This window comes from Saccharopolyspora kobensis, from assembly GCF_900108315.1.
Taxonomy (GTDB): domain Bacteria; phylum Actinomycetota; class Actinomycetes; order Mycobacteriales; family Pseudonocardiaceae; genus Saccharopolyspora; species Saccharopolyspora kobensis.
In genome coordinates this window covers 1,025,347-1,046,756 of sequence record NZ_FNVB01000002.1, presented here as the reverse complement: position 1 = coordinate 1,046,756, position 21,410 = coordinate 1,025,347, and the positions used below count along the sequence as shown (strand labels likewise).

Annotated in this window: 22 protein-coding genes; 14 read left to right on the top strand and 8 right to left on the bottom strand. The window is 70.1% G+C overall.

All coding sequences use genetic code 11. From position 1 onward, the window contains the following. The first annotated feature begins 23 nt into the window (after positions 1-23). The 9 genes from C4T78_RS04630 (at position 24) to C4T78_RS04590 (ending at position 9,350) form a co-directional block, all read left to right on the top strand. On the top strand, positions 24-1,718 hold the full coding sequence (locus C4T78_RS04630; protein WP_093346824.1) for a 3-ketosteroid-delta-1-dehydrogenase: 1,695 nt from the start codon (positions 24-26) through the stop codon (positions 1,716-1,718). A gap of 141 nt (positions 1,719-1,859) precedes the next feature. Then, complete coding sequence (locus tag C4T78_RS04625; RefSeq protein ID WP_093346826.1) at positions 1,860-3,392, top strand: FAD-binding protein; 1,533 nt, start codon at positions 1,860-1,862, stop codon at positions 3,390-3,392. Positions 3,393-3,407: 15 nt separating this feature from the next. After that, a complete protein-coding gene (locus C4T78_RS04620) occupies positions 3,408-4,181 on the top strand; it encodes an SDR family NAD(P)-dependent oxidoreductase (RefSeq protein WP_093346829.1) in 774 nt (257 codons plus the stop codon). A 238-nt stretch (positions 4,182-4,419) separates the two neighbouring features. Continuing rightward, the gene (locus C4T78_RS04615; protein ID WP_093346832.1) at positions 4,420-5,586 is read left to right on the top strand and encodes a 3-ketosteroid-9-alpha-monooxygenase, oxygenase component; all 1,167 of its coding nucleotides are present in this window, start codon (positions 4,420-4,422) and stop codon (positions 5,584-5,586) included. Between the two features lie 13 nt (positions 5,587-5,599). Continuing rightward, positions 5,600-5,818, top strand: coding sequence for a hypothetical protein (locus C4T78_RS04610; RefSeq protein ID WP_093346834.1), 219 nt, complete (start codon positions 5,600-5,602; stop codon positions 5,816-5,818). 34 nt (positions 5,819-5,852) lie between these two features. Continuing rightward, positions 5,853-6,227, top strand: a complete 375-nt coding sequence (locus C4T78_RS04605) for a nuclear transport factor 2 family protein (protein ID WP_093346836.1) — start codon at positions 5,853-5,855, stop codon at positions 6,225-6,227. A gap of 163 nt (positions 6,228-6,390) precedes the next feature. After that, positions 6,391-7,575, top strand: coding sequence for an acyl-CoA dehydrogenase family protein (locus C4T78_RS04600; protein WP_093346838.1), 1,185 nt, complete (start codon positions 6,391-6,393; stop codon positions 7,573-7,575). 28 nt (positions 7,576-7,603) lie between these two features. After that, positions 7,604-8,494, top strand: a complete 891-nt coding sequence (locus tag C4T78_RS04595) for a VOC family protein (protein ID WP_093346841.1) — start codon at positions 7,604-7,606, stop codon at positions 8,492-8,494. 70 nt (positions 8,495-8,564) lie between these two features. Then, positions 8,565-9,350, top strand: a complete 786-nt coding sequence (locus tag C4T78_RS04590; protein ID WP_093346844.1) for an SDR family NAD(P)-dependent oxidoreductase — start codon at positions 8,565-8,567, stop codon at positions 9,348-9,350. Here C4T78_RS04590 and C4T78_RS04585 read toward each other — a convergent pair. Continuing rightward, the gene (locus C4T78_RS04585) at positions 9,307-10,479 is read right to left on the bottom strand and encodes a class I mannose-6-phosphate isomerase (protein WP_218161451.1); all 1,173 of its coding nucleotides are present in this window, start codon (positions 10,477-10,479) and stop codon (positions 9,307-9,309) included. The genes C4T78_RS04590 and C4T78_RS04585 overlap by 44 nt on opposite strands. Then, on the bottom strand, positions 10,476-11,315 hold the full coding sequence (locus C4T78_RS04580; RefSeq protein ID WP_093346846.1) for an SDR family oxidoreductase: 840 nt from the start codon (positions 11,313-11,315) through the stop codon (positions 10,476-10,478). Before C4T78_RS04580 ends, C4T78_RS04585 begins: the two co-directional genes overlap by 4 nt. Before the next feature lie 146 nt (positions 11,316-11,461). Here C4T78_RS04580 and C4T78_RS04575 point away from each other — a divergent pair, with 146 nt between their 5' ends. Continuing rightward, positions 11,462-12,493: an FUSC family protein gene (locus tag C4T78_RS04575; RefSeq protein WP_093346848.1), complete on the top strand. Its 1,032-nt coding sequence runs from the start codon at positions 11,462-11,464 to the stop codon at positions 12,491-12,493. Positions 12,494-12,527: 34 nt separating this feature from the next. Here C4T78_RS04575 and C4T78_RS04570 read toward each other — a convergent pair whose 3' ends face one another. After that, entirely contained in the window at positions 12,528-13,223 is a 696-nt protein-coding gene (locus tag C4T78_RS04570; RefSeq protein WP_093346851.1) for a DUF2267 domain-containing protein, read from the bottom strand. Positions 13,224-13,270: 47 nt separating this feature from the next. Beyond that, positions 13,271-13,558, bottom strand: coding sequence for a hypothetical protein (locus C4T78_RS04565; protein ID WP_093346854.1), 288 nt, complete (start codon positions 13,556-13,558; stop codon positions 13,271-13,273). A gap of 292 nt (positions 13,559-13,850) precedes the next feature. On the opposite strand from C4T78_RS04565, the gene C4T78_RS04560 reads away from it, so the two are divergent. After that, on the top strand, positions 13,851-15,875 hold the full coding sequence (locus tag C4T78_RS04560; RefSeq protein ID WP_093346857.1) for a CocE/NonD family hydrolase: 2,025 nt from the start codon (positions 13,851-13,853) through the stop codon (positions 15,873-15,875). Positions 15,876-15,922: 47 nt separating this feature from the next. Here the strand turns inward: C4T78_RS04560 and C4T78_RS04555 are convergent, their stop codons facing one another. The 3 genes from C4T78_RS04555 to C4T78_RS04545 all read right to left on the bottom strand — a co-directional run bounded on the left by C4T78_RS04555 (position 15,923) and on the right by C4T78_RS04545 (position 18,504). Then, positions 15,923-17,236, bottom strand: a complete 1,314-nt coding sequence (locus C4T78_RS04555) for an ATP-grasp domain-containing protein (RefSeq protein ID WP_093346859.1) — start codon at positions 17,234-17,236, stop codon at positions 15,923-15,925. Positions 17,237-17,277: 41 nt separating this feature from the next. Beyond that, entirely contained in the window at positions 17,278-18,186 is a 909-nt protein-coding gene (locus C4T78_RS04550) for an alpha/beta hydrolase (protein WP_093346862.1), read from the bottom strand. Positions 18,187-18,261: 75 nt separating this feature from the next. Further along, positions 18,262-18,504, bottom strand: a complete 243-nt coding sequence (locus C4T78_RS04545) for a DUF6480 family protein (RefSeq protein WP_093346864.1) — start codon at positions 18,502-18,504, stop codon at positions 18,262-18,264. Between the two features lie 142 nt (positions 18,505-18,646). On the opposite strand from C4T78_RS04545, the gene C4T78_RS04540 reads away from it, so the two are divergent. Both C4T78_RS04540 and C4T78_RS04535 read left to right on the top strand, forming a co-directional pair. After that, positions 18,647-19,489 carry an MBL fold metallo-hydrolase gene (locus tag C4T78_RS04540; RefSeq protein ID WP_093346867.1) on the top strand — a complete coding sequence of 281 codons (843 nt, stop codon included), beginning with the start codon at positions 18,647-18,649 and terminating at the stop codon, positions 19,487-19,489. A 295-nt stretch (positions 19,490-19,784) separates the two neighbouring features. Next, positions 19,785-20,117, top strand: a complete 333-nt coding sequence (locus tag C4T78_RS04535; protein WP_235863026.1) for an STAS domain-containing protein — start codon at positions 19,785-19,787, stop codon at positions 20,115-20,117. A gap of 28 nt (positions 20,118-20,145) precedes the next feature. On the opposite strand, the gene C4T78_RS04530 is transcribed toward C4T78_RS04535, so the two are convergent. Next, complete coding sequence (locus C4T78_RS04530) at positions 20,146-20,649, bottom strand: hypothetical protein (protein ID WP_218161452.1); 504 nt, start codon at positions 20,647-20,649, stop codon at positions 20,146-20,148. A gap of 287 nt (positions 20,650-20,936) precedes the next feature. Here C4T78_RS04530 and C4T78_RS04525 point away from each other — a divergent pair, with 287 nt between their 5' ends. Then, a complete protein-coding gene (locus tag C4T78_RS04525) occupies positions 20,937-21,401 on the top strand; it encodes a hypothetical protein (RefSeq protein WP_093346872.1) in 465 nt (154 codons plus the stop codon). Positions 21,402-21,410: the final 9 nt, after the last annotated feature.

Genomic DNA, 21,410 nt, shown 5'->3' with positions numbered 1-21,410 from the left:
AGCACCACGCCGAGGAGACGTCGATGCCAACGAGCACACCGCCCGCGCCCACTCCCGCGCGGGATGCGGCAGTCGACCTGGTCGTGATCGGTTCCGGCACCGGGATGGCCGCCGCGCTCGCCGGGCACGAGCAGGGCCTCGACGTCCTGATCGTCGAGAAGACCGACCACGTCGGCGGCTCGACGGCCCTGTCCGGTGGCGCGTTCTGGATCCCGGCGAGCTCGCTGCTGGCGGAGGAAGGCGCGGTCGACTCGCCCGAGCGCGCCGAGGCGTACCTGCGTTCCGTGGTCCGCGGCACCTCGCCGGACGAGCGGTGGGAGAGCTTCCTGCGCCACGGCGACGAGACGATCCGGATGCTGCAGCGCACCACGTCGATGCGCTTCATGTGGAGCAAGGGCTACTCCGACTACCACCCGGAACTGCCCGGCGGCGTCGCTGCCGGCCGCAGCTGCGAGTGCAAGCCCTTCGACGTCGCGACGCTGGGCGCCGAACGCGCCCGGCTCCGTTCCTCGGCGCTGAAGTCGCCGGTGCCGATGCCGATCACCGGTTACGACTACAAGTGGATGAACCTCATGGCCCGGGTGCCGAGCCGCGGCGTTCCGCGGGTGGCGCTGCGGATGGCGCAGGGCATCGGCGGGAAGCTCCTCGGCCGCGAGTACGTCGCGGGAGGCCAGGCGCTCGCCGCGGGACTGTACGCAGGAGTGCTCCGGGCCGGGATCCCGGTGTGGACGCGGACCGCCCTGCAGCGGTTGACCGCGGAGGACGGCCGGGTGACGGGAGTGGTGCTGGAGCAGGGCGGGCGCGAGGTGACGGTGCGGGCCCGGCGCGGCGTCGTGCTCGCCGCCGGCGGTTTCGACCACGACATCGCGTGGCGCAAGGAGTTCCAGTCGGAGGCGCTCGAACCCGGCTGGAGCCTGGGCAACAAGGGCAACACCGGCGATGCCATCCGGATCGGTCAGCAAGCCGGGGCCGACATCGACCTGATGGACCAGGCGTGGTGGTTCCCCGCCGTCGCACCGCTGCCCGGTGGGGCGCCGTCGGTCCTGCTCGCCGAGCGGTCGCTGCCGGGATCGCTCATCGTCGACGGGCGCGGAAACCGGTTCGGCAACGAGTCCACCGACTACATGAGCTTCGGCCAGCGAGTGCTGGAACGGGAGCGCTCCGGCGACGCGGTCGGGCCGATGTGGATGGTGTTCGACCAGCGCTACCGCAACAGCTACGTCTACGCGGGCGGGCTGTTCCCGCGGATGGCGCTGCCGGATCGCTGGTACGAGGCCGGCATCGCGCACCGGTCGGACGACCCGGCGGACCTGGCGCGTCGAGCGGGGCTGCCGGAAGCGGACTTCGTCGCGACCCTGCGCCGGTTCAACGAACTGGCCGCAGCGGGTGTGGACGACGACTTCCACCGCGGAGCCAGCGCGTACGACCGCTACTACGGCGACCCGACCGTCACGCCGAACCCGAACCTGCGCCCGCTGAACGGCCCGCTGTACGCGGTGCGGATCATCCTCGGCGACCTCGGTACCTGCGGTGGCCTGCGCGCGGACGGTCGCGGGCGCGTGCTTCGGCCCGACGGATCCCCGATCGGCGGGCTCTACGCGATCGGCAACACCGCGGCCAACGCCTTCGGCGCCACCTACCCGGGCGCCGGAGCGACCATCGGCCAGGGGCTGGTCTTCGGCAACGTGGCGGCGAAGCACGCCGCAAGTCAAGGTTGACGACAGCGAGTGGCGAACGGCCCCCTCGACCTCGGGCCCGGTCGGCGTGCGCGCGGTCGGCGGACTTCTCCCGAAGACCTGCTCTCCCGGTCAGTGGGACCGGCCCGCCACGACGGGGCGTCCGGCGAGCATCGTGCTCCCATGGCGATCTGGGACGACGAGTGCGACGTGCTGGTGGTCGGTTCCGGCGGCGGCGCGCTGACCGGGGCGTACACGGCGGCCCGCGAGGGGCTTTCGGTGCTGGTGGTCGAGGCGGCCGACAAGTTCGGCGGCACCACGGCGTATTCCGGCGGCGGACTGTGGTTCCCGGGCAACGCCGTGCTCAAGCGGGCCGGCGACCAGGACACCCCGGAGGAGGCGAAGACCTACTACCGAGCGGTGGTGGGCGACCGCACGCCCCGCGAGCTGCAGGACGCGTTCTTGGACAACGGTGCCCGACTGGTCGACTACCTGGAGGAGGACGACGACTTCGAGTTCATCGTCTACCCCTGGCCGGACTACTACGGGTCGGCGCCGGGAGCCAGCGCGACCGGCAGGCACATCATGCCGATGCCGATGCGGCCGGAGCGGATCGGCTCGCTGCGGGAGCAGCTCCGGCCACCGGTGGACGTCGACCGGGCGGGCGCACCGCTGCCCGACCTGCTCGTCGGCGGCCAGGCGCTGATCGGCAGGCTGCTGCTCGCGCTGTCCAAGCAGGACTCCGCCCGGCTGCGGCGCGGATCGGTGTGCGACGAGCTGCTGACCTCCGACGGCGGCGTGATCGGCGCGGTGGTCGAGGAGGGCGGTGAGCGACGGCGGATCCGCGCGCGGCGCGGCGTGCTGATCGCCTCCGGCGGGTTCGAGCGCAACCAGGCGATGCGGACCGAGCACGGGGTGCCGGGCGCGGCGCGGGACACGATGGGGCCGGCGGAGAACCTGGGCAAGGCGATCCGGGCCGGGATCGACGTCGGCGCGGGCACCGACCTGATGGCGGAGGCCTGGTGGTCGCCGGGCATCACCCACCCGGACGGGACCTCGACGTTCTCGCTGTGGTTCACCGGCGGCATCTTCGTCGACGGCGCGGGCGAGCGCTTCGTCAACGAGTCCTGGCCGTACGACCGGATCGGCCGCGCCGTCCTCGACCGCCTCGGCGCGGGCCGGATGGCGCTGCCGTTCTGGATGATCTACGACGACCGCGAGGGCGAGCGGCCGCCGGTGCGCTCGACGAGCGTCCCGATGGGGGAGACGGCTGACTACGTCGACGCCGGGCTGTGGTTCAGCGCGGGCACGCTGGCCGAACTCGCGGAGAAGATCGGTGTTCCCGCGGAGAACCTGGAGCGGACCGTGGCCCGGTTCAACGGTTTCGCGACCGCCGGGACCGACGAGGACTTCCACCGGGGTGACGAGCCCTACGACCGGTCGTTCGCGGATGGGGGCTCCCCGCTGGTGCCGATAGAGAAGGGCCCGTTCCACGCCGCGGCCTTCGGCCTCTCCGATCTCGGCACCAAGGGCGGTCTGCGCACCGATGCGCGTGCCCGGGTGCTCAGCACCTCGGGCGAGGTGATCCCCGGCCTGTACGCCGCGGGCAACTCGATGGCCGCGGTCAGCGGGACCACGTATCCGGGCGGGGGCAACCCGATCGGGTCCTGCATGGTGTTCAGCCACCTCGCCGCGCTGGACATGCTCACCCGCTGACCCACGAGGAGCACCATGTCTTCGCCGAACACACCCGTGCTGATCACCGGCGCCGCTTCCGGGATCGGTGCTGCCTGCGCTCGCGCCCTGGCCGCCGGCGGGCGACCAGCGGTCCTGTGGGACCGCGACGAACGCGGTGTGGCGGCCGTCGCGGAGCAGATCGAGCGGGCAGGCGGCGTGCCGGTCGTCGCGACCGGGATCGACGTCGCCGACGTGTCCCGGTACGACGACGCGCTGGCCGAGGCGCGCCGAATCGTCGGCAGGATAGGCGGTTTCGTGCACTGCGCCGGGATCGTCGACTCGACGCCGATGACGGAGGTCCCGCTGGCGGCGTGGCAGCGCGTCTTCGACGTCAACCTCACGGCCTTCGCCTACGGGACCGCCGCGCTCGCCGAGGACCTGATCGCGTTGCCGGACTCGGCCGTGGTGGCGATCTCGTCCATCAACGCCACGCTCGGGCAGGCGGACATCCCGTCCTACAGCGCCTCCAAGGCCGGACTCCTCGGGCTGACGCGGTCGCTGGCCGCGCAGCTCGGTCGCTCGGGGGTCCGGGTGAACGCGGTCTGCCCGGGCTACATCGAGACGCCGATGCTCCGCCGCAGCCTCGCCGATGCCCGCCGCGGGGCGCGGATGCGCGGTGACGCGATGCTCGGTCGCGTCGGGCAGCCGGAGGAGGTCGCATCCGTCGTCCGCTTCCTGCTCAGCGCCGAGGCCGGTTTCGTCACGGGCAGCACGGTCTTCGTCGACGGCGGGGTCACGGCCAGCGATCGCCTCGGTTCCCTCGACTGACCCGCCCTCCCGCTCGGCGACGCCGCTGCTCCCGACTCACGGCATGTCGGCGTCCGACGCGCCGACGCCTGCGGGTGTTCTGCGCGATGTCAATGGAAATCAGACGTTGGATTTCCATTGAAATCGCGGGAACTGGCCGCGGGCGTCGGTCCCGTTGAGCGGGAGAGGGCCTGTTCCGGGTGGCCCGGACTTCTCACCATTGAGGCGGGTCCACGCTACGGAGTCGGAGGAGTTCCTCATGGCAGCACCGCGGACGGCTGATGAGAACGAGGTGCGGGTGATCGAGGCGGAGGCCCCGCCGACCCGCTACGCGCGCGGCTGGCACTGCCTCGGCCTCGCCGACGACTACCGGGACGGAAAGCCGCACGCGATCGAGGCTTTCGGCACCAAGCTGGTGGTGTTCGCCGACGGCGGCGGGAAGCTGAACGTGCTCAACGCCTACTGCCCGCACATGGGTGGTGACCTGAGCCGGGGCGAGGTCAAGGGCGACGAGGTCGCCTGCCCGTTCCACGACTGGCGGTGGTCGGGCAGCGGGCGCTGCGCGAGCATCCCGTACGCGCGGCGGGTGCCGCCGCGGGCGCGCACGAAGGCGTGGACCGTCCTGGAGCGCAACGGGCAGCTGTTCGTGTGGAACGACCCGCAGGGCAACCAGCCGCCGCCGGAGGTGACCATCCCGGAGATCCCCGGCGCGGGTTCGGACGAGTGGACCTCGTGGACGTGGAACTCGCTGCGGATCGACGGCTCGAACTGCCGCGAGATCGTGGACAACGTGGTGGACATGGCCCACTTCTTCTACATCCACTACTCGTTCCCGACCTACTTCAAGAACGTCTTCGAGGGCCACATCGCCAGCCAGACGATGCACAGCAAGGCCCGGCCGGACGTGAAGATCGGCACGAACTACAGCGACGACAGCACGCTGCGGTCGAGCGCCTCCTACTACGGGCCCTCCTACATGATCGACTACCTGTGGAGCGACACCGGTGAGGCGACGATCGAGACGGTGCTGATCAACTGCCACTACCCGGTGTCGCCCACGAGCTTCGTGCTGCAGTGGGGCGCGATGGTCAAGAAGCCCGACGGGATGTCCGACGAGGACGCCGAGCAGATGGCGCAGGGCTTCGCCGCCGGCGTCGAGAAGGGCTTCCTGCAGGACGTCGAGATCTGGCAGAACAAGGCCCGGATCGACAACCCGCTGCTGTGCGAGGAGGACGGGCCGGTCTACCAGCTGCGGCGCTGGTACGAGCAGTTCTACGTCGACGTCGAGGACGTGACCCCGGAGATGAACCGGCGGTTCGAGTTCGAGATCGACACCGAGCGCGCGATCGAGTTCTGGCAGGCCGAGGTCGACGACAACCTGGCCAACGGCCGCGTGATCGTGGACGACAGCGCTCCCACCGTCTGATCGGAGGCAGCAGGTGCAGCCCTTGTCCTGCCGCAGCTGCGGCACGTGCGTGCTGGTCAAGAAGAACAGCGCGGCCCACACGCAAGTGCAGTGGACGACCGACACCGACCGCTGCGCGGAGCTCGCGCAGCACCCGGCCGCCGACCGCGCGAGCGTGCTGACGTGCCTGCAGCTGCGCGACAGCATCGAAACCGCGGTGCGGCGCGGGGAGCTCCAGGTGGACGCGCCGTGAAGGTGCACCGGGTACGACGAGACCAGGAGGAACCATGCCGGAGCAGTCGGTCATCCGCGACGCCGTGGCGAGCTACCTGAAGGCTGTCGCGACCGGGAGCGCAGCGGACGTCGCGGCCCTCTACGCCGCGGACGCCACGCTCGAGGACCCGGTGGGCAGCGACCCGGTCCGCGGGCGTGCCGCGATCACCGAGTTCTACACCGCTGTCGAGAACATGCGCCAGGACGTCGAGCTGCTGGCGCTCCGGATCGCCGGGGACAGCGCGGCGTTCCACTTCCGCGTTCGCACCGAGCTGCCGGACGGTGCCGCCGAGATCGAGCCGATCGACGTGATGACCTTCGACGAAGCGGGCCGGATCACGGGCATGCGCGCGTTCTGGTCTCCCGAGGACGTCCGCATCGCCCGGTGATCCGCCGAGCGTTCCGGGCGTGCTGTGCGGTGGTGGAGGCCGGAGAACGGGTCCCGGTCAGCGGGAGCGGGGGTGGGGGCCGTCAGCACGTCGGTCCTAGCTTCATCGAACCGCCGCGGACCGGTGGCGGAGGCGGTCGTCCGAGCAGTCCGGAGGTGCGGGCATGGCGCACGAGGTGGTTCGCCGAGTGGAAGAGGTCGCAGCCCGGCTCGCGGCGACCGCGGAGGACAGCGAGCGGCTGGGCCGGCTCGCGGACGAGAGCGTCAAGCTGGTGCGCGAAGCCGGGGTCATGCGGCTGCTGCAGCCGACCGACTTCGGCGGGTACGCGGCACATCCGCGGGACTTCGCCGAAGCCGTGATGGCGGTGGCGAAGGCCTGCGGGTCGACCGGCTGGGTGTGCGGGGTGGCCGGGGTCCACCCGTGGGAGATGGCGCTCATGGACCGGCAGCTCCAGCAGGAGGTCTGGGGCGAGAACCCGGACACCTGGATCGCCTCGCCGTACATGCCCAGCGGCATCGCCACCCCGACCAGCGGCGGTTACGTCCTCAAAGGACGGTGGCAGTTCTCCTCCGGCACCGACCACTGCGACTGGGTCTTCCTGGGCGCGCTGGTCGGCGATGCCGGCGGCAAGCCCGCCCAGCCGTCCAAGGTGCTGCACGTGGTCCTGCCGCGGCAGGACTACACGATCGTCGACGACTCCTGGGACGTCATCGGCCTGTGCGGCACCGGCAGCAAGGACGTCGTCGTCGACGGCGCGTTCGTCCCGGCGTACCGGACGATCGATTCGGAGGAGGTCGCCCGGGGAGAGCTGGCCGCCGAGCGCGCCGGCCGCACCGAGACGGTGTACCGGCTGCCGTTCTGGACGATGTTCCCGCTGGGCATCACCTCGGCGGTCGTCGGCATCGCGGAAGGCGCGCTGGCCTGCCACCTGGAGTACCAGCGGGACCGGGTGATGGCGGCGGGCACCCGGGTCCGCGACGATCCGCACACGCTCTACGCGATCTCCGAGGCGGCAGCGGAGATCGCGGCTTCCCGCACGCAGCTGCTCGACGGCGTCAGCCGCCTCCACGACCGGGCCGAAGCGGGCGAACCGATCACCTTCGAGGACCGCTCGACGGTGCGCCGCAACCAGGTCCGGTGCGCGTGGCGCGCGGTGTCCGCGGTCGACGAGATCTTCGCCCGCTCCGGCGGCAACGCGGTGCGCCGCACCAACGCGGTGCAGCGGTTCTGGCGCGACGCGCACGTCGGCCTCCAGCACGCCATCCACATCCCCGGCTCGATCTACCACTCGAACGCCCTGACCTCGATGGGCATCGAGCCCGCCGAGCAGCTCCGGGCCCTGATCTGAACCGCGATCCACCACTGGAGAGGAAGTCATGACCGACATCAGCTCGTTGGGCTACGTCCGCGTCCGCGCCACCGATCTCGAAGCCTGGCGCGAGTTCGCCCACGACACCATCGGTTTCGCCGAAGGCAGCGGTCCGGAGGAGGACGCGCTCTACCTGCGCCTGGACGAGCGGATCGGCCGGATCGTGGTGCTCCCGGGCGACGAGGACAGGGTGGAGGCGGTGGGCTGGGAGGTCCGCGACCACCTGGCCCTGCGACGGGTCCAGTCCGCCGTCGAAGCAGCCGGGCTCGCCCCGAAACCGCTGACGCCGGAGGAAGCCGACACCCGCAGGGTGGAGGCGGGCATCGCCTTCGAAGCCCCTGGCGGCACTCCGCTGGAGATCTTCCACGGCCCGGCGCTGGACCACAGCCCGGTGGCGACGAAGTTCGACAACCGCTTCGTCACCGGTCAGCTGGGCCTGGGCCACGTCGTGGTCCCGGTCAGCGACCTCGACGAGGCCTACCGCTTCTACGCCGAAACGCTCGGTTTCCTGCCCCGCGGTGCTTTCCGGCTGCCCGCCCCGCCGGAGCACGGCCCCGTGCGGCTCCGGTTCATGGGCGTGAACGCTCGGCACCACAGCCTCGCGCTGCTGCCCTCACCCGATCTCAAGGCGCCCGCCCTGGTGCACATCATGGTGGAGCTGGAAGATCTCGACCAGGTCGGCCGCGCGCTGGACCGGGTGGTGGAGGCCGGATTCCACGTCTCTTCCACGCTGGGCCGCCACACCAACGACAAGATGGTCTCCTTCTACGTCCGGACCCCGGGCGGCTGGGACCTCGAGGTCGGCTGCGACGGCATGCTGGTCGACCAGAACTCCTACACGGCGGAGGAGATCACCGCCGACAGCTACTGGGGCCACAAGTGGGACTTCGGGGCCTGATCCACCCGGCGGCGCGGCGCGGAGGGCTTCCTCCGCGCCCGATCGGCACAGCGAAGACGTGGAGTGGGACATGAAGCGCTACGAACGCCGGCGAGTACTCATCACCGGGGCGGGCTCGGGCATCGGACAGGCGACCGCGCTCCGCGTGCTGGCTGAAGGCGGCCGCGTCGTGGCGGCGGACATCAGCGAGCAGGGCCTGGCCGACACCGCGCACAAGGCCGGTGCGGACGCCGGCCGGCTCACCGCGCTCGTGCTCGACGTCTCCGACGAGGAATCGGTCAAGGACGTCGTCGCCAAGGCCGTCTCCGCGCTCGGTGGCCTGGACGTCCTGGTCAACGCGGCCGGAATCCTGCGGTCCGCCCACAGCCACGAGGTGTCCCTCGCGGACTTCCAGGAGATCCTCTCGGTGAACCTGGTGGGCACCTTCCTGGTGATCCGCGAAGCCATCCCGGCGCTGCTGGCGGGCAACGACTCCGCCGTGATCAACTTCAGCTCGACCTCGGCGGCCTTCGCGCACCCGTACATGGCGGCCTACGCGGCGAGCAAGGGCGGCATCCAGTCCATGACGCACGCCCTCGCCGGTGAGTACGCCGAGCGCGGCATCCGCTTCACCGCGGTGCAACCCGGCTCCATCTCGTCGGGCATGACCGACGGCAGCGGCGCCAGCAGGACCAGCGTCGGGCCTGGCCTGCCCGAGGACGCCGACATGTCCCTGTTCGCGAAGCTGAGCCCGGCCATCGGCGACGGATTCGCCGGTCCGGAGACCGTCGCGTCGGTGGTGGCCATGCTCGGCTCCGAGGACGGCAGGTTCATCACGGGCACCGAGATCCGCGTCGACGGCGGAACGCACTTCTGACGCCCGGCCCCGGCGTTCCGGGAGGAACGCGCGCCGGGATCGATGTGCCGGGTCCGGCACCCTCCTGGCCGCCGCCGAGGGCGGCGATGACTTCCGGTGCGTATCCAGCGGCGAGCAGCGGCTGCCGGATGTCGCGGTCGTGGTCGGGCAGGTAGCCGACCAGGAGGTCGGCCGGGCCGGTGAGGACGATGCGGCCCAGGACCGCGGGCAGCAGCAGGGTTTCGGCCGGGCCGAGTTCGCCCGCCCAGTCCGGTGTTTCCAGTCGGGTCGGTGCGCCGGCGTTGCTCAGGATCAACGCGCGGTCGACAACGTGCTCCAACGAGGTGCGGGCGGCGAGACGCCAGCGCTCCAGGGCGAAGTACGGTCCGGCGCAGCACAGGAGCCGGTCGGAGTCCGTGGTCAGCGGTAGGCGCAGGCCCGGTGTCGGGTGGGGGCGCGCGTGCGGTTCCCACTCGTCGAGGAGGCGTTCGATGTTGGCCCGGCGCTGATCCGGTTCGACAGCGGAGCCGTCTTCCATGTTCCAGGGCATGGCGTGCTGCTGGATGTTCGAGGTCTGCTCGATCTCGTAGATCACCGTGCTCGGCCCGAAGCTGTGCAGCGTCCCGCCCGGGATGTAGATGGTGTCGCCGGGCCGGACGGGCAGCGTGCGCATCACCGAGTCGAAGTCCTCGTCCAGCAGCGCATCGCGCAAGGTGTCGCGGTCCACGCCTCTCCGGACGCCGATGTAGGCCGTGGCGCCCGGGACGGCTTCGAGGACGTGCCAGGCCTCGGTCTTTCCGTTGGGCTGGCCTTCGAGACGCTGCGCGGTGGCGTCGTCGGCGTGCAGGTGCACCGGCAGCATGCCGGTCGCATCGATGAACTTCGTCAGCAGCGGGAAGACGTCTCCGCGCCAGCCTCCACCGACCAGTTCCTCGGGGTGCTCTCGAGTGAGCTCCCGCAGCGTCCGGCCCGCCAGCGGGCCGTCGAGAACCGTGCACCCGCTGCCCTCGACGTCGCTGACTTCCCAGGTCTCGGCGATGCGACCGCCTGGCAGCCCGCGGCGGCCGAGCCGATCGGCGATGGCCCGCCCACCGAAGACGTGGGCGGCGATCGGCGTGGACAGCCGCAGCGGGTACCAGTGCGTCCTCATAGGATCGGCACCCCGCCGGTGACCGCGATGCGGGCGCCGGAGACGTAGCTGGACTCGTCGGCGGCGAGCATGACGTAGGTGCCTGCGAGCTCGGCGGGTTGCCCGGGACGCCGCATGGGGACGTCCTCGCCGAAGTGCTCGACCTGCTCGGAGGGCATCGTCGCGGGAATCAGCGGGGTCCAGATCGGTCCGGGGGCGACGCTGTTCGCGCGGATGCCCCGCGGGCCGTAGAGCCGCGCGAGCCCGGCGGTGAAGTTGGCGATACCGGCTTTGGTGGTGTCGTAGGCCAGCAGTGACGGCGGCGGCATGTCGGAGTTCACCGAGGTCGAGTTGATGATCGAGGAACCCGGCCCCATGTGCGGCAGCGCGGCCTTGCACAGGTGGAACATCGCGCTGAGGTTGACCGCCAGGGTGTAGTCCCACTCCTGGTCCGGGACGTCTTCGAGCCGCTCGCGCGTCATCTGGAACGCCGCGTTGTTGACCAGCACATCGATCCGGCCGAAGGCGTCGACGGCGCGGTCGATGATGCCGCGGCAGTGCGCGGGATCGCTGAGGTCGCCGGGCACCAGCACCGCCTTGCGGCCCGCTTCCTCGACCAAGCGCGCGGTGGACTCGGCGTCCTCGTGCTCGTCGAGGTAGGACAGGAGCACGTCGGCGCCCTCCCGGGCGTAGGCGATCGCCACGGCCCGGCCGATGCCGCTGTCGCCGCCGGTGATCACGGTGGCCTTGCCGGTCAGCCGCCCGGAGCCGACGTAGCTGGTTTCGCCGTGATCCGGCACCGGGTTCATCCGGCCCGTCACGCCGGGTGGTTCTTGTTGCTGCGGGGGTAGGCCCATCACCGCCTCCAAAGCCGAGACATCTCGTTACCCCCATACCCGGGGTTCGGGCGCGGAACACCGCATCGCCGCTGTCGGCTCACCGGGTCGAGGGCTCCGCGACCGGGCATCCTGAACGAGGACTAGCCGACAGCCGGGGGCGGTCGATGGTGGGATCAGTGCTGCGGGCGGTCGGCCGGCGCGTGCGCCACACCACCGTGCGGGTGCTGCTGGCGGCGGTGACGGCAGGCGTGGCGTGGTGGCTCGCCCAGCTCCTGCTGGGTCAGCCGGCGCCGATCTTCGCGCCGATCGCGGCCGTGGTCAGCCTCATCGACGAGCCCGGTGCCCGGGGGCGCCGGGCGTTTCGCATGCTCAGCGGGGTTCTCGTCGGTGTCGCGGTCGGTGAGGTGCTGGTCCGCCACACCGGGGCGGGTCCGGTCGAGATCGGGGTGGCGACCGCGGTGGCGATGTTCCTCGCCTCCGCGTTCAGCACCAACCCGTTGCCGATCCTGCAGGCCGGGATCGCCGCGCTGCTGGTGGTCGGCGTGCACACTCCCGAGAGCGGGTTCAGCCGCCTGTTCGGGGCGCTGATCGGAGGCGCGCTCGCGCTGCTGGTCAGCCAGGTGCTGGTCACGCCGTCACCGATGGCCATGCTCAGCGACGCCGCCCGCACCGTGTTGACCCCGGCCGCGAGGGCGCTGCGCGGCGCCGCCCGGGCGCTCGCCGATTCGGACCTCGATGCGGCCGAGGACACCGCGAACATCGTGCGGGAGGCTCACAAGGACGTGGCCGCGTTCGACGCGGCGCGGTCGGCGACCAGGGAGATCGCGTTGCGGACGTTGCGCGGTCGCCGGGAGCGGCGCCGAGCACGACAGCTCGACCTCCGGCTCAGCGGACTCGACTCCTTGCACGCGAGCGTGGTGCTGATCGTCCGGCTCACCCAGGAAGTTCTGCGGCAGCACGACGAAGTTCCGTCGTGGACGTCCCGGTCGATCGCGGAGTTGGCCGAGGCGGTCGAGATCCTCGCCGAGTCACCCGCTTCGGCTGAACATCGCCGCCGAGCGCACGATCTCGCCGAACGCCTGGCACGCCTGGAGACCACCGGTCTGTCCCATCCGGTCGCCGCGCTGGTGACTGAAGTCCGCTTGGCCGCCGCGGACCTCGTCGAGCTGACCGCGACGGGGGAGCAAGCCACCTAGCACCGCACGCACCCGGCCGAGCAAGCTCCGCCCGCTAGATCCCAGCGCCGGCTCGTTGGATCTCCTCGTCGACGCGGTGAGCGAGATCGACGTCCAGCCGGGTGACCCCGCCCACTGCCTTGGTTCGCAAGGTGAGCACGGCGGTGCCGCCCTTGCGGTCGATGTCCGGTCCGCGCCCGGACCTGCGGCGCAAGCCGTCGAGACGATCCAGCACCGCGTCCAGGTTCTCCGGTGGCAGCTCGAGGACGCGGGAGATCCCGTCGGTGTCCCCGGACCACTGCGGCAGCCGTTCCAGCTCCTGGCGAAGCTCCTCATCGGTGAGGCGCGGCTGGTGACCGGTCGGGCCCGTCACGCCACCCCCGGCGTCCAGCGGTCGCGTGAGCGCGCGCACGTCCTCGGGCAGATCGAGCTGTTCGACCAGCTCCGGGTCCTGGCCGGCGATCGACGAGAGAACCGCCTGCGCCCGGTAGCGGGCCTCCTCCGGCGGTCGGCGCCCCAGCAGCGCGAGCCGCTGCACGAAGTCGGCCGGCTCGGACGGGTCTTGCGCGGTCTCGCCGGAGGTGTCCTTGGCCAGCTCCGCCGGCAGCTCCGCCAGCAGCACTGCCCGTTGCGACTCGTCGAGCACGTGGGCGAGCGCGGTCACGGTCACCTCGGCGGCGGCACGCGCTTCACCGGCACCGAGACCGGTCCTGCTGCCGATGTCGTCGAGCAGTCGGTCGTACTTCACCATCGGCTGCCTCCTTTCCCTCTGGATCCGCTTTCGCCGCACTGACGGGTTCAGCCCACAACCATGCGCCGCCGGACGTGCGGCAGGTAGCCGATGTCCTCGTGCGGGAGCCCGTCCAGGTCGATCTCCTGGGGCAGCGCCGCGGCCGGTACTCGCTCCAGCAGGTACCTGACCGACTCGACCACGAACTGCTCCTCATCGGGTGCCGCGACGTTGAGCTGGTCGAGGAGTTCCGGGGAGAACAGCACCCGGTGGGTCGTGGTCGTTTCGGCTTGGCGCACCTCGACGCGGTACTCCCCGCCCGCAGTCCGCAGCGCCGTCACGCCCTCAGCTGCCATTGCACCGCCCTCGTTCACGTGGTTGAACGGCCGGAGCCGCTTTCCTCGCCGGGTACCCGAACACCGGTGCTGGTACGCAGCAGGGCCGGAACGGCGCGGGCTCAGCTCGTGCTGCGGGGTCGCCGGTCGGCCCTGAACAGCCGATTCTTCCTGCGCATGGCTCAGCGCGAACTCGCCCAGCGGGTCGGTGTTCCTCAGTTTCACGCGAGTTCGTTTTTGCACCGGTGGTATCGGGTAGGGCGCACCTGGAGATGTTTCCGGACCGCCATCGCGCGGCGAATTGGGGTGACTAATGAGGACGGTGACCGACCTGCCGCATACCGTCGCGGAAGAGGAGCACGTCTGGGTGCCCCTGTCGGACGGCACCCGGTTGGGGGCGAGGATTTGGCGCCCGGTCGGTTCCGAGGAGTCGCCGGTCCCAGCAGTGCTGGAATTCATTCCCTACCGAAAAGGGGATTTCACCGCTCCCCGCGACTCGATTCACCATCCTTACATCGCAGGGCACGGCTATGCGTGCGCGCGGGTGGACCTGCGGGGCAGCGGCGAATCGGAAGGCGTGCTCACCGACGAGTACCTGGAACAGGAGCTGCTCGACGGGGAAGACGTGCTCAAGTGGCTGGCAGAACAGCCCTGGTGCGACGGACGAGTCGGCATGATGGGGATTTCCTGGGGCGGGTTCAACGCCCTCCAGCTCGCCGCTCGACGCCCTGAAGAGCTCCGGGCGATCGCCACCGTGTGCTCCTCCGACGACCGGTACGCCGATGATGTCCACTACATGGGCGGTTGCCTGCTCGGCGACAACCTCTCGTGGGCCTCGACGATGTTCGCGTACAACTCGTGCCCTCCCGACCCGGAGCTGGTCGGTGAGTCGTGGCGCAAGATGTGGCTGGACCGGCTGGATGGCAGCGGGTTGTGGCTCGACGAGTGGCTGCGCCACCCCACTCGCGACGAGTACTGGCGGCACGGCTCCGTCTGCGAGGACTACTCGGCGGTCGAATGCCCGGTGCTCGCGGTGAGCGGATGGGCGGACGGCTACACCAACACGGTGTTCCGGTTGATGGAATCCCTCGACGCACCCCGAAAAGGACTTGTCGGACCGTGGTCCCACACCTATCCGCACCTCGGCCAGCCAGGGCCCGCGATCGGATTCCTGCAGCAGCTCGTGCGTTGGTGGGACCGGTGGCTCAAGGGCATCGACAACGGCGTGATGGACGGGCCGATGCTCAACGTGTGGATGCAGGACAGCGTCCCGCCGTCCACGTCCTACGAAGAGCGGCCGGGGCGTTGGGTCGGCGAAACCACGTGGCCGTCGCCGGACGTGCACGTGCAGCAATGCCCTTTGGGATTGAACGCGCTGGAGCCCGCTGGTCGCGATGTGCCGGTGCGCCCGCTCAACGTGATGTCGCCGCTGTCGGTGGGCCAGTACGCGGGCAAGTGGTGCTCCTACAACACACCACCGGATCTTCCGTACGACCAGCGGGAGGAGGACGGCGGCTCGCTGGTCTTCGACAGCGCTCCGCTGCAGGAGCGTTGCGAGATCCTCGGTTCGCCGTCGGTCGACCTGGAATTCGAGGTGGACAAGCCGGTGGCGATGGTCGCGGCGCGGCTTTCGGACGTGGCACCGGACGGTCGGGCCACGCGCGTGACGTACGGCCTGCTGAACCTCACGCACCGAGATGGCCACGAGTCGCCGCGCACCCTCGAACCGGGACGGCGCTACCGCGTCAGGGTTGAGCTCAATGCGTGCGCGCAGGCCTTCCCTCGGGGGCACAAGATCCGGCTGGCGTTGTCGACTTCGTACTGGCCGCTGGCGTGGCCGCCGCCGGAACCGGTGTGCATGAGCGTCTACAGCGGACTGAGTTCGGTCGGCCTGCCGGTGCGGCCGAACTCCGCGCCGGATCGTCTCCCGGCCGTGCCCTTCGGCGAGCCCGAAGGCGCTCCGCCGGTGCTCCAGACCCAGTTGCGGCCGGGGGAGGAGCGCTGGCAGGTGTCGCGGAACCTCGCCGATTACGTGTCCGCGCTCGAAGTGGTCGGCGATGCGGGTGTGATCCGGTTGGAGGGCCTCGGGCTGGAGATCGCTCGCCGGTGCTACGAGCGCTACGGCTGGGTCGGCGACGACTTCGGCTCCGTGAGCGGCCAGGCCGAGTGGACGCTGCGATTCGCCCGCGACGGTTGGCAGGTGGAGACGGTCACCCGCACCGTGCTCACCTGCGACGCGGAGGAGTTCCACCTGCACGCCGAGCTCGACGCCTACGAGGACGGGCGGCGCATCTTCTCGCGGAACTGGCAGCGATCCATCCCGCGTGACCACGTGTGAAGGGGGCGGCGCTCGGAGCGGCTCGCGCTGCCGAGCGCCGCTGTCGCCTATTCGTCGAATTCGAAGTGCAGGGCGTCGACGCAGCGCTGGTAGCGCTCGTTGAGCTCTGCTTCGTCGTCGGCGCCGATGAAGATGTCCGCGAGTTCGTAGCTGTAGCTGTCCTGACCCGGCAGGTCGGAGAGCCGCTCGCCCTGGCCGGGGATGACCTGGACGGTGACGCCGGGCAGGTCGCGCTCGATCTCCGCGATCTCCTCCTCGCCGGGAACCCGGCGGACGACGCCGTCGGTGAACCGGCGGAGGAACCACTTGGCCGCCACGCGGTGCTCGCCCCGTCCGCGGGGCAGTCGAGGGTGCTCCCCGAGCGCCAGGTGGACCATGCACTGGAGGTTGGGGGCCCCGTCGACGGCATCGAACAGCCGGGCGTGCGACTGGGACAGCCTCGGGTTCACCTCGATGATGTTGATGGCGTCGGTGTCGGGATCCCAGAAGTACTCGATGTTGAACGTGCTCGGCGTCAGGCCGATCTGCTCGATCAGCCTCACGGAGATGTCCTCCAGCCGGAGCCGCACGGCTTCAGGCACGTTCGAGGGGTACTGGTAGCGCAGGAAGCTCGACGTTCCCTCGTAGTTGATCGAGTCGACGACGCCGTAGGCGCGCACCTCCCCGTGAGCGCTGTAGCCCTCCACGGTCACCTGGCGGCCCGTCACGGCTTCCTCCGCGAGACACGCCTGGCCGCCGGCCTCGGCGATCTCCGGAGGGAGATCCAGGTGGTCCAGCAGCTCTTCGAAGGGTTCGCCGACCTTGCCGATGCCCTGCCTGATGTTGGTCACGGCGTCGTCGAACTCCGCGCTGCCGGTGACCTTGTAGGCGAGGTCGGAGGAGAACGACTTGACGGGTTTCAGCCACGCGGGAAAGCCGAGCCCGACGGGCAACGTCGGGTTGTTCTCCAGGTCGACCAGTCCGAACCCCGGGTGGGCGCTGGTGACCTTCTGCTGCTCGAGCCGACTCCAGTACTTGTGCTCGCACTTGACCACCGCCTCCAGCGGTGGGGAGGGCAGGTCGAACCGTTCGCACAGGATCGGCACCAACGAGCTCACCGGGAAGTCCCAGTAGCCGGTGATCGCATCGATCTCGCCGTCGAAGCGCTCCAGCTGTCGTTGCGCGCGGGAGAGCAGTTCGGTGAAGCCGGCCGGGTTCCGGCCGACCAGCTCGTCGAAGTCGAGCAAGGAGTGGAACCTGCATCCCTCCAGCCCCGGTAGCCGTCGAAGGCTGTCCAGGTTCAGTTCGTCCATCCCCAGCACGAAGATGTTCTTCGGCTCGGGCGTTGCCGCAGAAGACGCGCGTTCGGAAGGAATGATCATCTCCTTTGCTCGACCTGGTTCGGGCTGACTGCGCGGGTCCGCTACCGGTGCGCCGGTGACGGGACGTTCACGAGTTTCGCTATCCGGGCGGTCGCATCCCGCGCCTCCGGCAGGGACTGCAGGATCCAGCCGTGGAACATCCCCGGGTACTCCTCGTAGTCGATCCGCACTCCGCGCTGGGCGGTGAGCTCGCGAAGCCGCCGTGCATCAGCGAGGAGGACGTCGCGAGTCGCCGCGTACACGCTGAGCGGCGCCAGGCCGTCGAGGTCGCCGTAGATGGGGCTCAGACGCGGGTCGTGCGGATCCAGGCCCCTCGCGTAGAGACGACCGGCTTCGCGCAGCCCCTCGATGCCGAGGTAGGGATCGTGGCGGTCCAGTTCGGTCATCGACGGGTCGGTGACGGTGATGTCGAGCCAGGGCGAGATCAGCACGACCCGCTGGGGCTGCGGTCGGCCTCGGGCCTTCAGCCGCTGAGCGATGAACAGGCTCAGAGCACCACCAGCGGAGTCGCCCATGACCACCTGGTTCTCCGGTGCCTCGGCACCGACGGTGGCTTCGTAGGACTCCCAGACCATGGGAATCGTCTCGCGGTAGCTGTGGGCCGGGGCCAACGGGTACAGGGGGACCGTCACCGAGGCACCGGTCACGTCGATCAGCCTGTTCAGGAAGTTCCAATGCGCGGACTCGACCTGGTGCACGTACGCGCCGCCGTGCAGGTAGAAGATGTGCGCCGGTCCCGCAGACGTGCGCGGGCGCAGCGTGTAGCAGCGGTGGCCGTCGACATCCCGGCCGGTCACGTCGAACTTCGCGCGAACCCAGTCCGGCAGTTGCGACGTCTCGGTCTGGTTGCTCTCGGCGCTCTGCCGCAGAGCCCGAGCGTCGGCGAAGATCCGCTTTCGGCGGGTCATCCGGTACTTGGCGATGACCGCTTTGCTCCGCAAGCTCGCCATGGCCACCTCCTGACCTAGGTACAGCACATCGCGGCCCGTGGATACCCAACTACCTGATGTTGAATCCCGAAGAGGTCAGCGAACCCAACCGACTGCCAGGAACACGAAGAACGCGGCCACCAGCAGCACCACGATGGTGATCGCGGCCAGCCAGACCCATTTCGAGGCCTGCGCGCTGGGGCGACTGGTGTGCGAGAGGCCTTCGGTCGCGGACGCCGACTCGGGAGGGGTCTCACCCGGTGGTACCGATCCACCGTCGTCGAGACCGGGAGTCCGGTCGGGCTCCGGATCCGGTTCGGACGAGTTCTGCTCGGACATGCCCCAGGGATGGCCGCGGGCACCGCGACGGGAAACGCCGGCCGGTTCTGCTCCGAACCGCGGTCGTGTTTACCGCTGCAGCGGCAGGGCATTCCGGTACGGGCCGCGGTGCGCACGGGCCGAAGGTGCTGAGGTGAGGCCGATGTGGCAGAGCCGTGATCCGGTGTCGGTGACGTTCGTGGGCAACGCGACGACCTTGCTCCGGTGGCGCTCGTTCACCCTCCTCACCGACCCGAACTTCCTGCACGCCGGCGAGCTGGCGTACCTCGGGCACGGTCTGGTGTCGAAACGCCTCCGCGAACCGGCCATCCAGATCGAGGAACTGCCGGATGACATCGATTCGGTCCTGCTCTCCCACCTGCACGGCGACCACTGGGACCGCGCGGTCCGCCGGAAGCTCGATCGCGGAACGCCGATCGTGACGACCCCGCATGCCGCTCGCCGGTTGCAGGGCTGGCACGGCTTTCGCCGGGCGACCGGGCTGCGCACGTGGGAGTCGCAGAACCTCCTCAAGCACGACGAGTTCGTGCGGGTGACCGCGCTGCCCGGGCTGCACGCGCCCGGCCCGGCGCGGTTCCTCCTGCCGCCGGTCATGGGCAGCCTCGTCGAGTTCGGTTCGGTCGGTGACGGCGTCGGCTTCCGGCTCTACATCACCGGTGACACCCTGCTGTTCGACGGTGTGCGGGAGATCGCGCGGCGCTGTCCGGACATCGACGTGGTGGTCGCGCACCTCGGCGGGACCACGCTGCCCGGTGGCCTGCTGGTGACGATGGACGCGCGACAGGGCGCGGACCTCCTCGAGGTGGTTCCCGCGAGGACGACCATTCCGGTGCACACCGACGACTACACCGTGTTCAAGTCCTCGCTCGAGGACTTCGAGGCGGAGGTGCGCCGCAGGGGCCTGCAGGACAAGGTCACCTACCTCGGGCGAGGGGAGACCGTCGAGATCCGGCCCGGTGCTGGGAGCGGCGGCTCCTCGCCGTGACGTCGGCCCTCCACCGGGAGAGCGGGCCGAGAGCGAGGTACGGTGGGGGCACGCCCTTGCACCGAACGCGGCAGCGGAGTGATTCCGCCGGTTTTTCGTTTCGGGGTTGTTGTCCCGGCCGGGACAGGGATGTCGTAGTGGATCGTCGGTCCGTCACCCGGCTGCCCTGTCTGGAGGCAGCCACATGAGCACACCTGAACTCTCGCCAGGTGCTCGGTCACCGCGGGTAACTCCCGATCGCCCCGGGCACCATCCGGGCCTCGACCTGCGGTGCTCGCGTCCCACGAGCACATCCGTGGTGATCCGGGTGGGCGGCGAGCTGGACCGCCGAACCGCCGCCCGCCTGCACGAGCTGCTCGCGACCCGGTTGTCCTCCATGGCCGACACGGTCGTGCTGGAGCTGTCCGGGCTGAGCTTCATCGGTGTGGCGGGGTTGGAGCTCCTGCTGCACGCCCACCGCCAGGCCGGCAGCCGAGGTGTGGACCTGCGGCTGGTCACCGGCGACGTGCACTGCCTGCGGCGGGCGCTGATCGCTGCGGAGTCGACCGAGACGTTTCACTGCTACACCACGCTGGAGCGGGCCTTGGCCACGGTGTCCGGACGGCTGCGCGAGCTGCAGACCGGCTGAGCGTCGTGCGCTGCCCAGATTTCCGCCGTCATGTTGTCATCTCGGATGCGATCTGCACGCGAATGCTTTCCAGTTCGTCGAACTGCTGCTGTGCGCGGGTGAGGAGGTTTCGCAGCATGTCGGTGTTCACGCGAGGCTCGCGCTCCGCGATCGTCAGCAGGGTTCGCCAGCCCGCCGCTTTGCCTTGCACTCCGAGGACGAGGGCTTCCAGTTCGATCAGATCGCTCAGCGGCGTCCGATTCACCAGGCCTCCGTTGAGCTTCAGCCGCCCGGCCTTTTCTCCTGCCCAGCCCATGGCCACCTTGTAACGGGCGACCTGCACGTCGAGTTTCCGCATGATCGCCAGGAGGGAACGCCGGTCCTGCTCGATCTCGCGGGCGACAGCCGCCAGGCGTGGCGTGATCGCCGCGTCACGATTGTTCCGGGTCGCTCGACGTGCCAGTGCGACACCGCCGGTGGCGGCCGCCAGGTGATCGTTGAGGTAGATTTCCAGCATCCGCTGCGAAGAGGGAGCATCCACGTCTTCGGGCACCTCCGAAGTCCGAATCAGCACTCCTTCCGGGAATGCCCGAATTCGCAGTGGTCAAACCCCGAACGCGGTCGACGTGGATCCCCGCGCAGCGCAATGGGACTTCTGATTCATGCGACGTCCGCGGTGTTCGGAATTCGCGGTGCGTCAACGGTCAGGCTTTCCCGGTCAATGTCCGTCTCGTTGGCGGGGCGGAATGGTCCCGGTTCACGGCCGCTGCCCAGCCAGGTTGCCGACGGGGCCTGCGGGTAGCCACGTAGGGAGGGTCATCAGCTTGGGCGGTGAGACAGATGTTTCCCGTGGACGACTCCACAGTCCTGTGCGACGGAGATTGGGAGGACATCATCATCGCAGCCGACGCGGCCGGCCGCCACGCAGCTCGTGAACTCGCGCAACGATGCACCGCTGCCGAGCTCGCTCGCAGAGGCCGGATCGAAGTCGTCGTCGGCCCGCCAGGCAACCCGCTGGCCGCCTGGCTGCGGTGCACCGGGCGAGCCAACCGCAACGACGACGGAACGGCCGTGCTCGACGTCCAGCTGCCGGAAACCGCTATCCTGCCCGCGACCGCACCCGAGCACAAAGCGCGATCGCTGCTGGTGAAACACGCCTACGCCACCGCCTACTGCACTGTGCTGGCGGAAGAAGCGGGCGCTGTGACCGCGCGGCGCATCATTCCGGCAGATGCCCTGGCGCCCGACCTGCCCGCACCACGACGCGGAACGGATCTGGACAGGCACCCGCGCAGCCTGTCCTGAGCACCCGGC

What these genes read in the sequence shown, in the direction of transcription:
- C4T78_RS04625 (WP_093346826.1), top strand. Translation starts at nt 1,860, where the DNA reads ATGGCGATCTGGGACGACGAGTGCGACGTGCTGGTGGTCGGTTCCGGC.
- C4T78_RS04570 (WP_093346851.1), bottom strand. Translation starts at nt 13,223, where the DNA reads ATGGTGAAGTACGACCGACTGCTCGACGACATCGGCAGCAGGACCGGT.
- C4T78_RS04525 (WP_093346872.1), top strand. Translation starts at nt 20,937, where the DNA reads ATGTTTCCCGTGGACGACTCCACAGTCCTGTGCGACGGAGATTGGGAG.
- C4T78_RS04615 (WP_093346832.1), top strand. Translation starts at nt 4,420, where the DNA reads ATGGCAGCACCGCGGACGGCTGATGAGAACGAGGTGCGGGTGATCGAG.
- C4T78_RS04575 (WP_093346848.1), top strand. Translation starts at nt 11,462, where the DNA reads ATGGTGGGATCAGTGCTGCGGGCGGTCGGCCGGCGCGTGCGCCACACC.
- C4T78_RS04565 (WP_093346854.1), bottom strand. Translation starts at nt 13,558, where the DNA reads ATGGCAGCTGAGGGCGTGACGGCGCTGCGGACTGCGGGCGGGGAGTAC.
- C4T78_RS04605 (WP_093346836.1), top strand. Translation starts at nt 5,853, where the DNA reads ATGCCGGAGCAGTCGGTCATCCGCGACGCCGTGGCGAGCTACCTGAAG.
- C4T78_RS04540 (WP_093346867.1), top strand. Translation starts at nt 18,647, where the DNA reads ATGTGGCAGAGCCGTGATCCGGTGTCGGTGACGTTCGTGGGCAACGCG.
- C4T78_RS04545 (WP_093346864.1), bottom strand. Translation starts at nt 18,504, where the DNA reads ATGTCCGAGCAGAACTCGTCCGAACCGGATCCGGAGCCCGACCGGACT.
- C4T78_RS04595 (WP_093346841.1), top strand. Translation starts at nt 7,604, where the DNA reads ATGACCGACATCAGCTCGTTGGGCTACGTCCGCGTCCGCGCCACCGAT.
- C4T78_RS04590 (WP_093346844.1), top strand. Translation starts at nt 8,565, where the DNA reads ATGAAGCGCTACGAACGCCGGCGAGTACTCATCACCGGGGCGGGCTCG.
- C4T78_RS04630 (WP_093346824.1), top strand. Translation starts at nt 24, where the DNA reads ATGCCAACGAGCACACCGCCCGCGCCCACTCCCGCGCGGGATGCGGCA.
- C4T78_RS04560 (WP_093346857.1), top strand. Translation starts at nt 13,851, where the DNA reads ATGAGGACGGTGACCGACCTGCCGCATACCGTCGCGGAAGAGGAGCAC.
- C4T78_RS04620 (WP_093346829.1), top strand. Translation starts at nt 3,408, where the DNA reads ATGTCTTCGCCGAACACACCCGTGCTGATCACCGGCGCCGCTTCCGGG.
- C4T78_RS04555 (WP_093346859.1), bottom strand. Translation starts at nt 17,236, where the DNA reads ATGATCATTCCTTCCGAACGCGCGTCTTCTGCGGCAACGCCCGAGCCG.
- C4T78_RS04580 (WP_093346846.1), bottom strand. Translation starts at nt 11,315, where the DNA reads ATGGGCCTACCCCCGCAGCAACAAGAACCACCCGGCGTGACGGGCCGG.
- C4T78_RS04550 (WP_093346862.1), bottom strand. Translation starts at nt 18,186, where the DNA reads ATGGCGAGCTTGCGGAGCAAAGCGGTCATCGCCAAGTACCGGATGACC.
- C4T78_RS04585 (WP_218161451.1), bottom strand. Translation starts at nt 10,479, where the DNA reads ATGAGGACGCACTGGTACCCGCTGCGGCTGTCCACGCCGATCGCCGCC.
- C4T78_RS04600 (WP_093346838.1), top strand. Translation starts at nt 6,391, where the DNA reads ATGGCGCACGAGGTGGTTCGCCGAGTGGAAGAGGTCGCAGCCCGGCTC.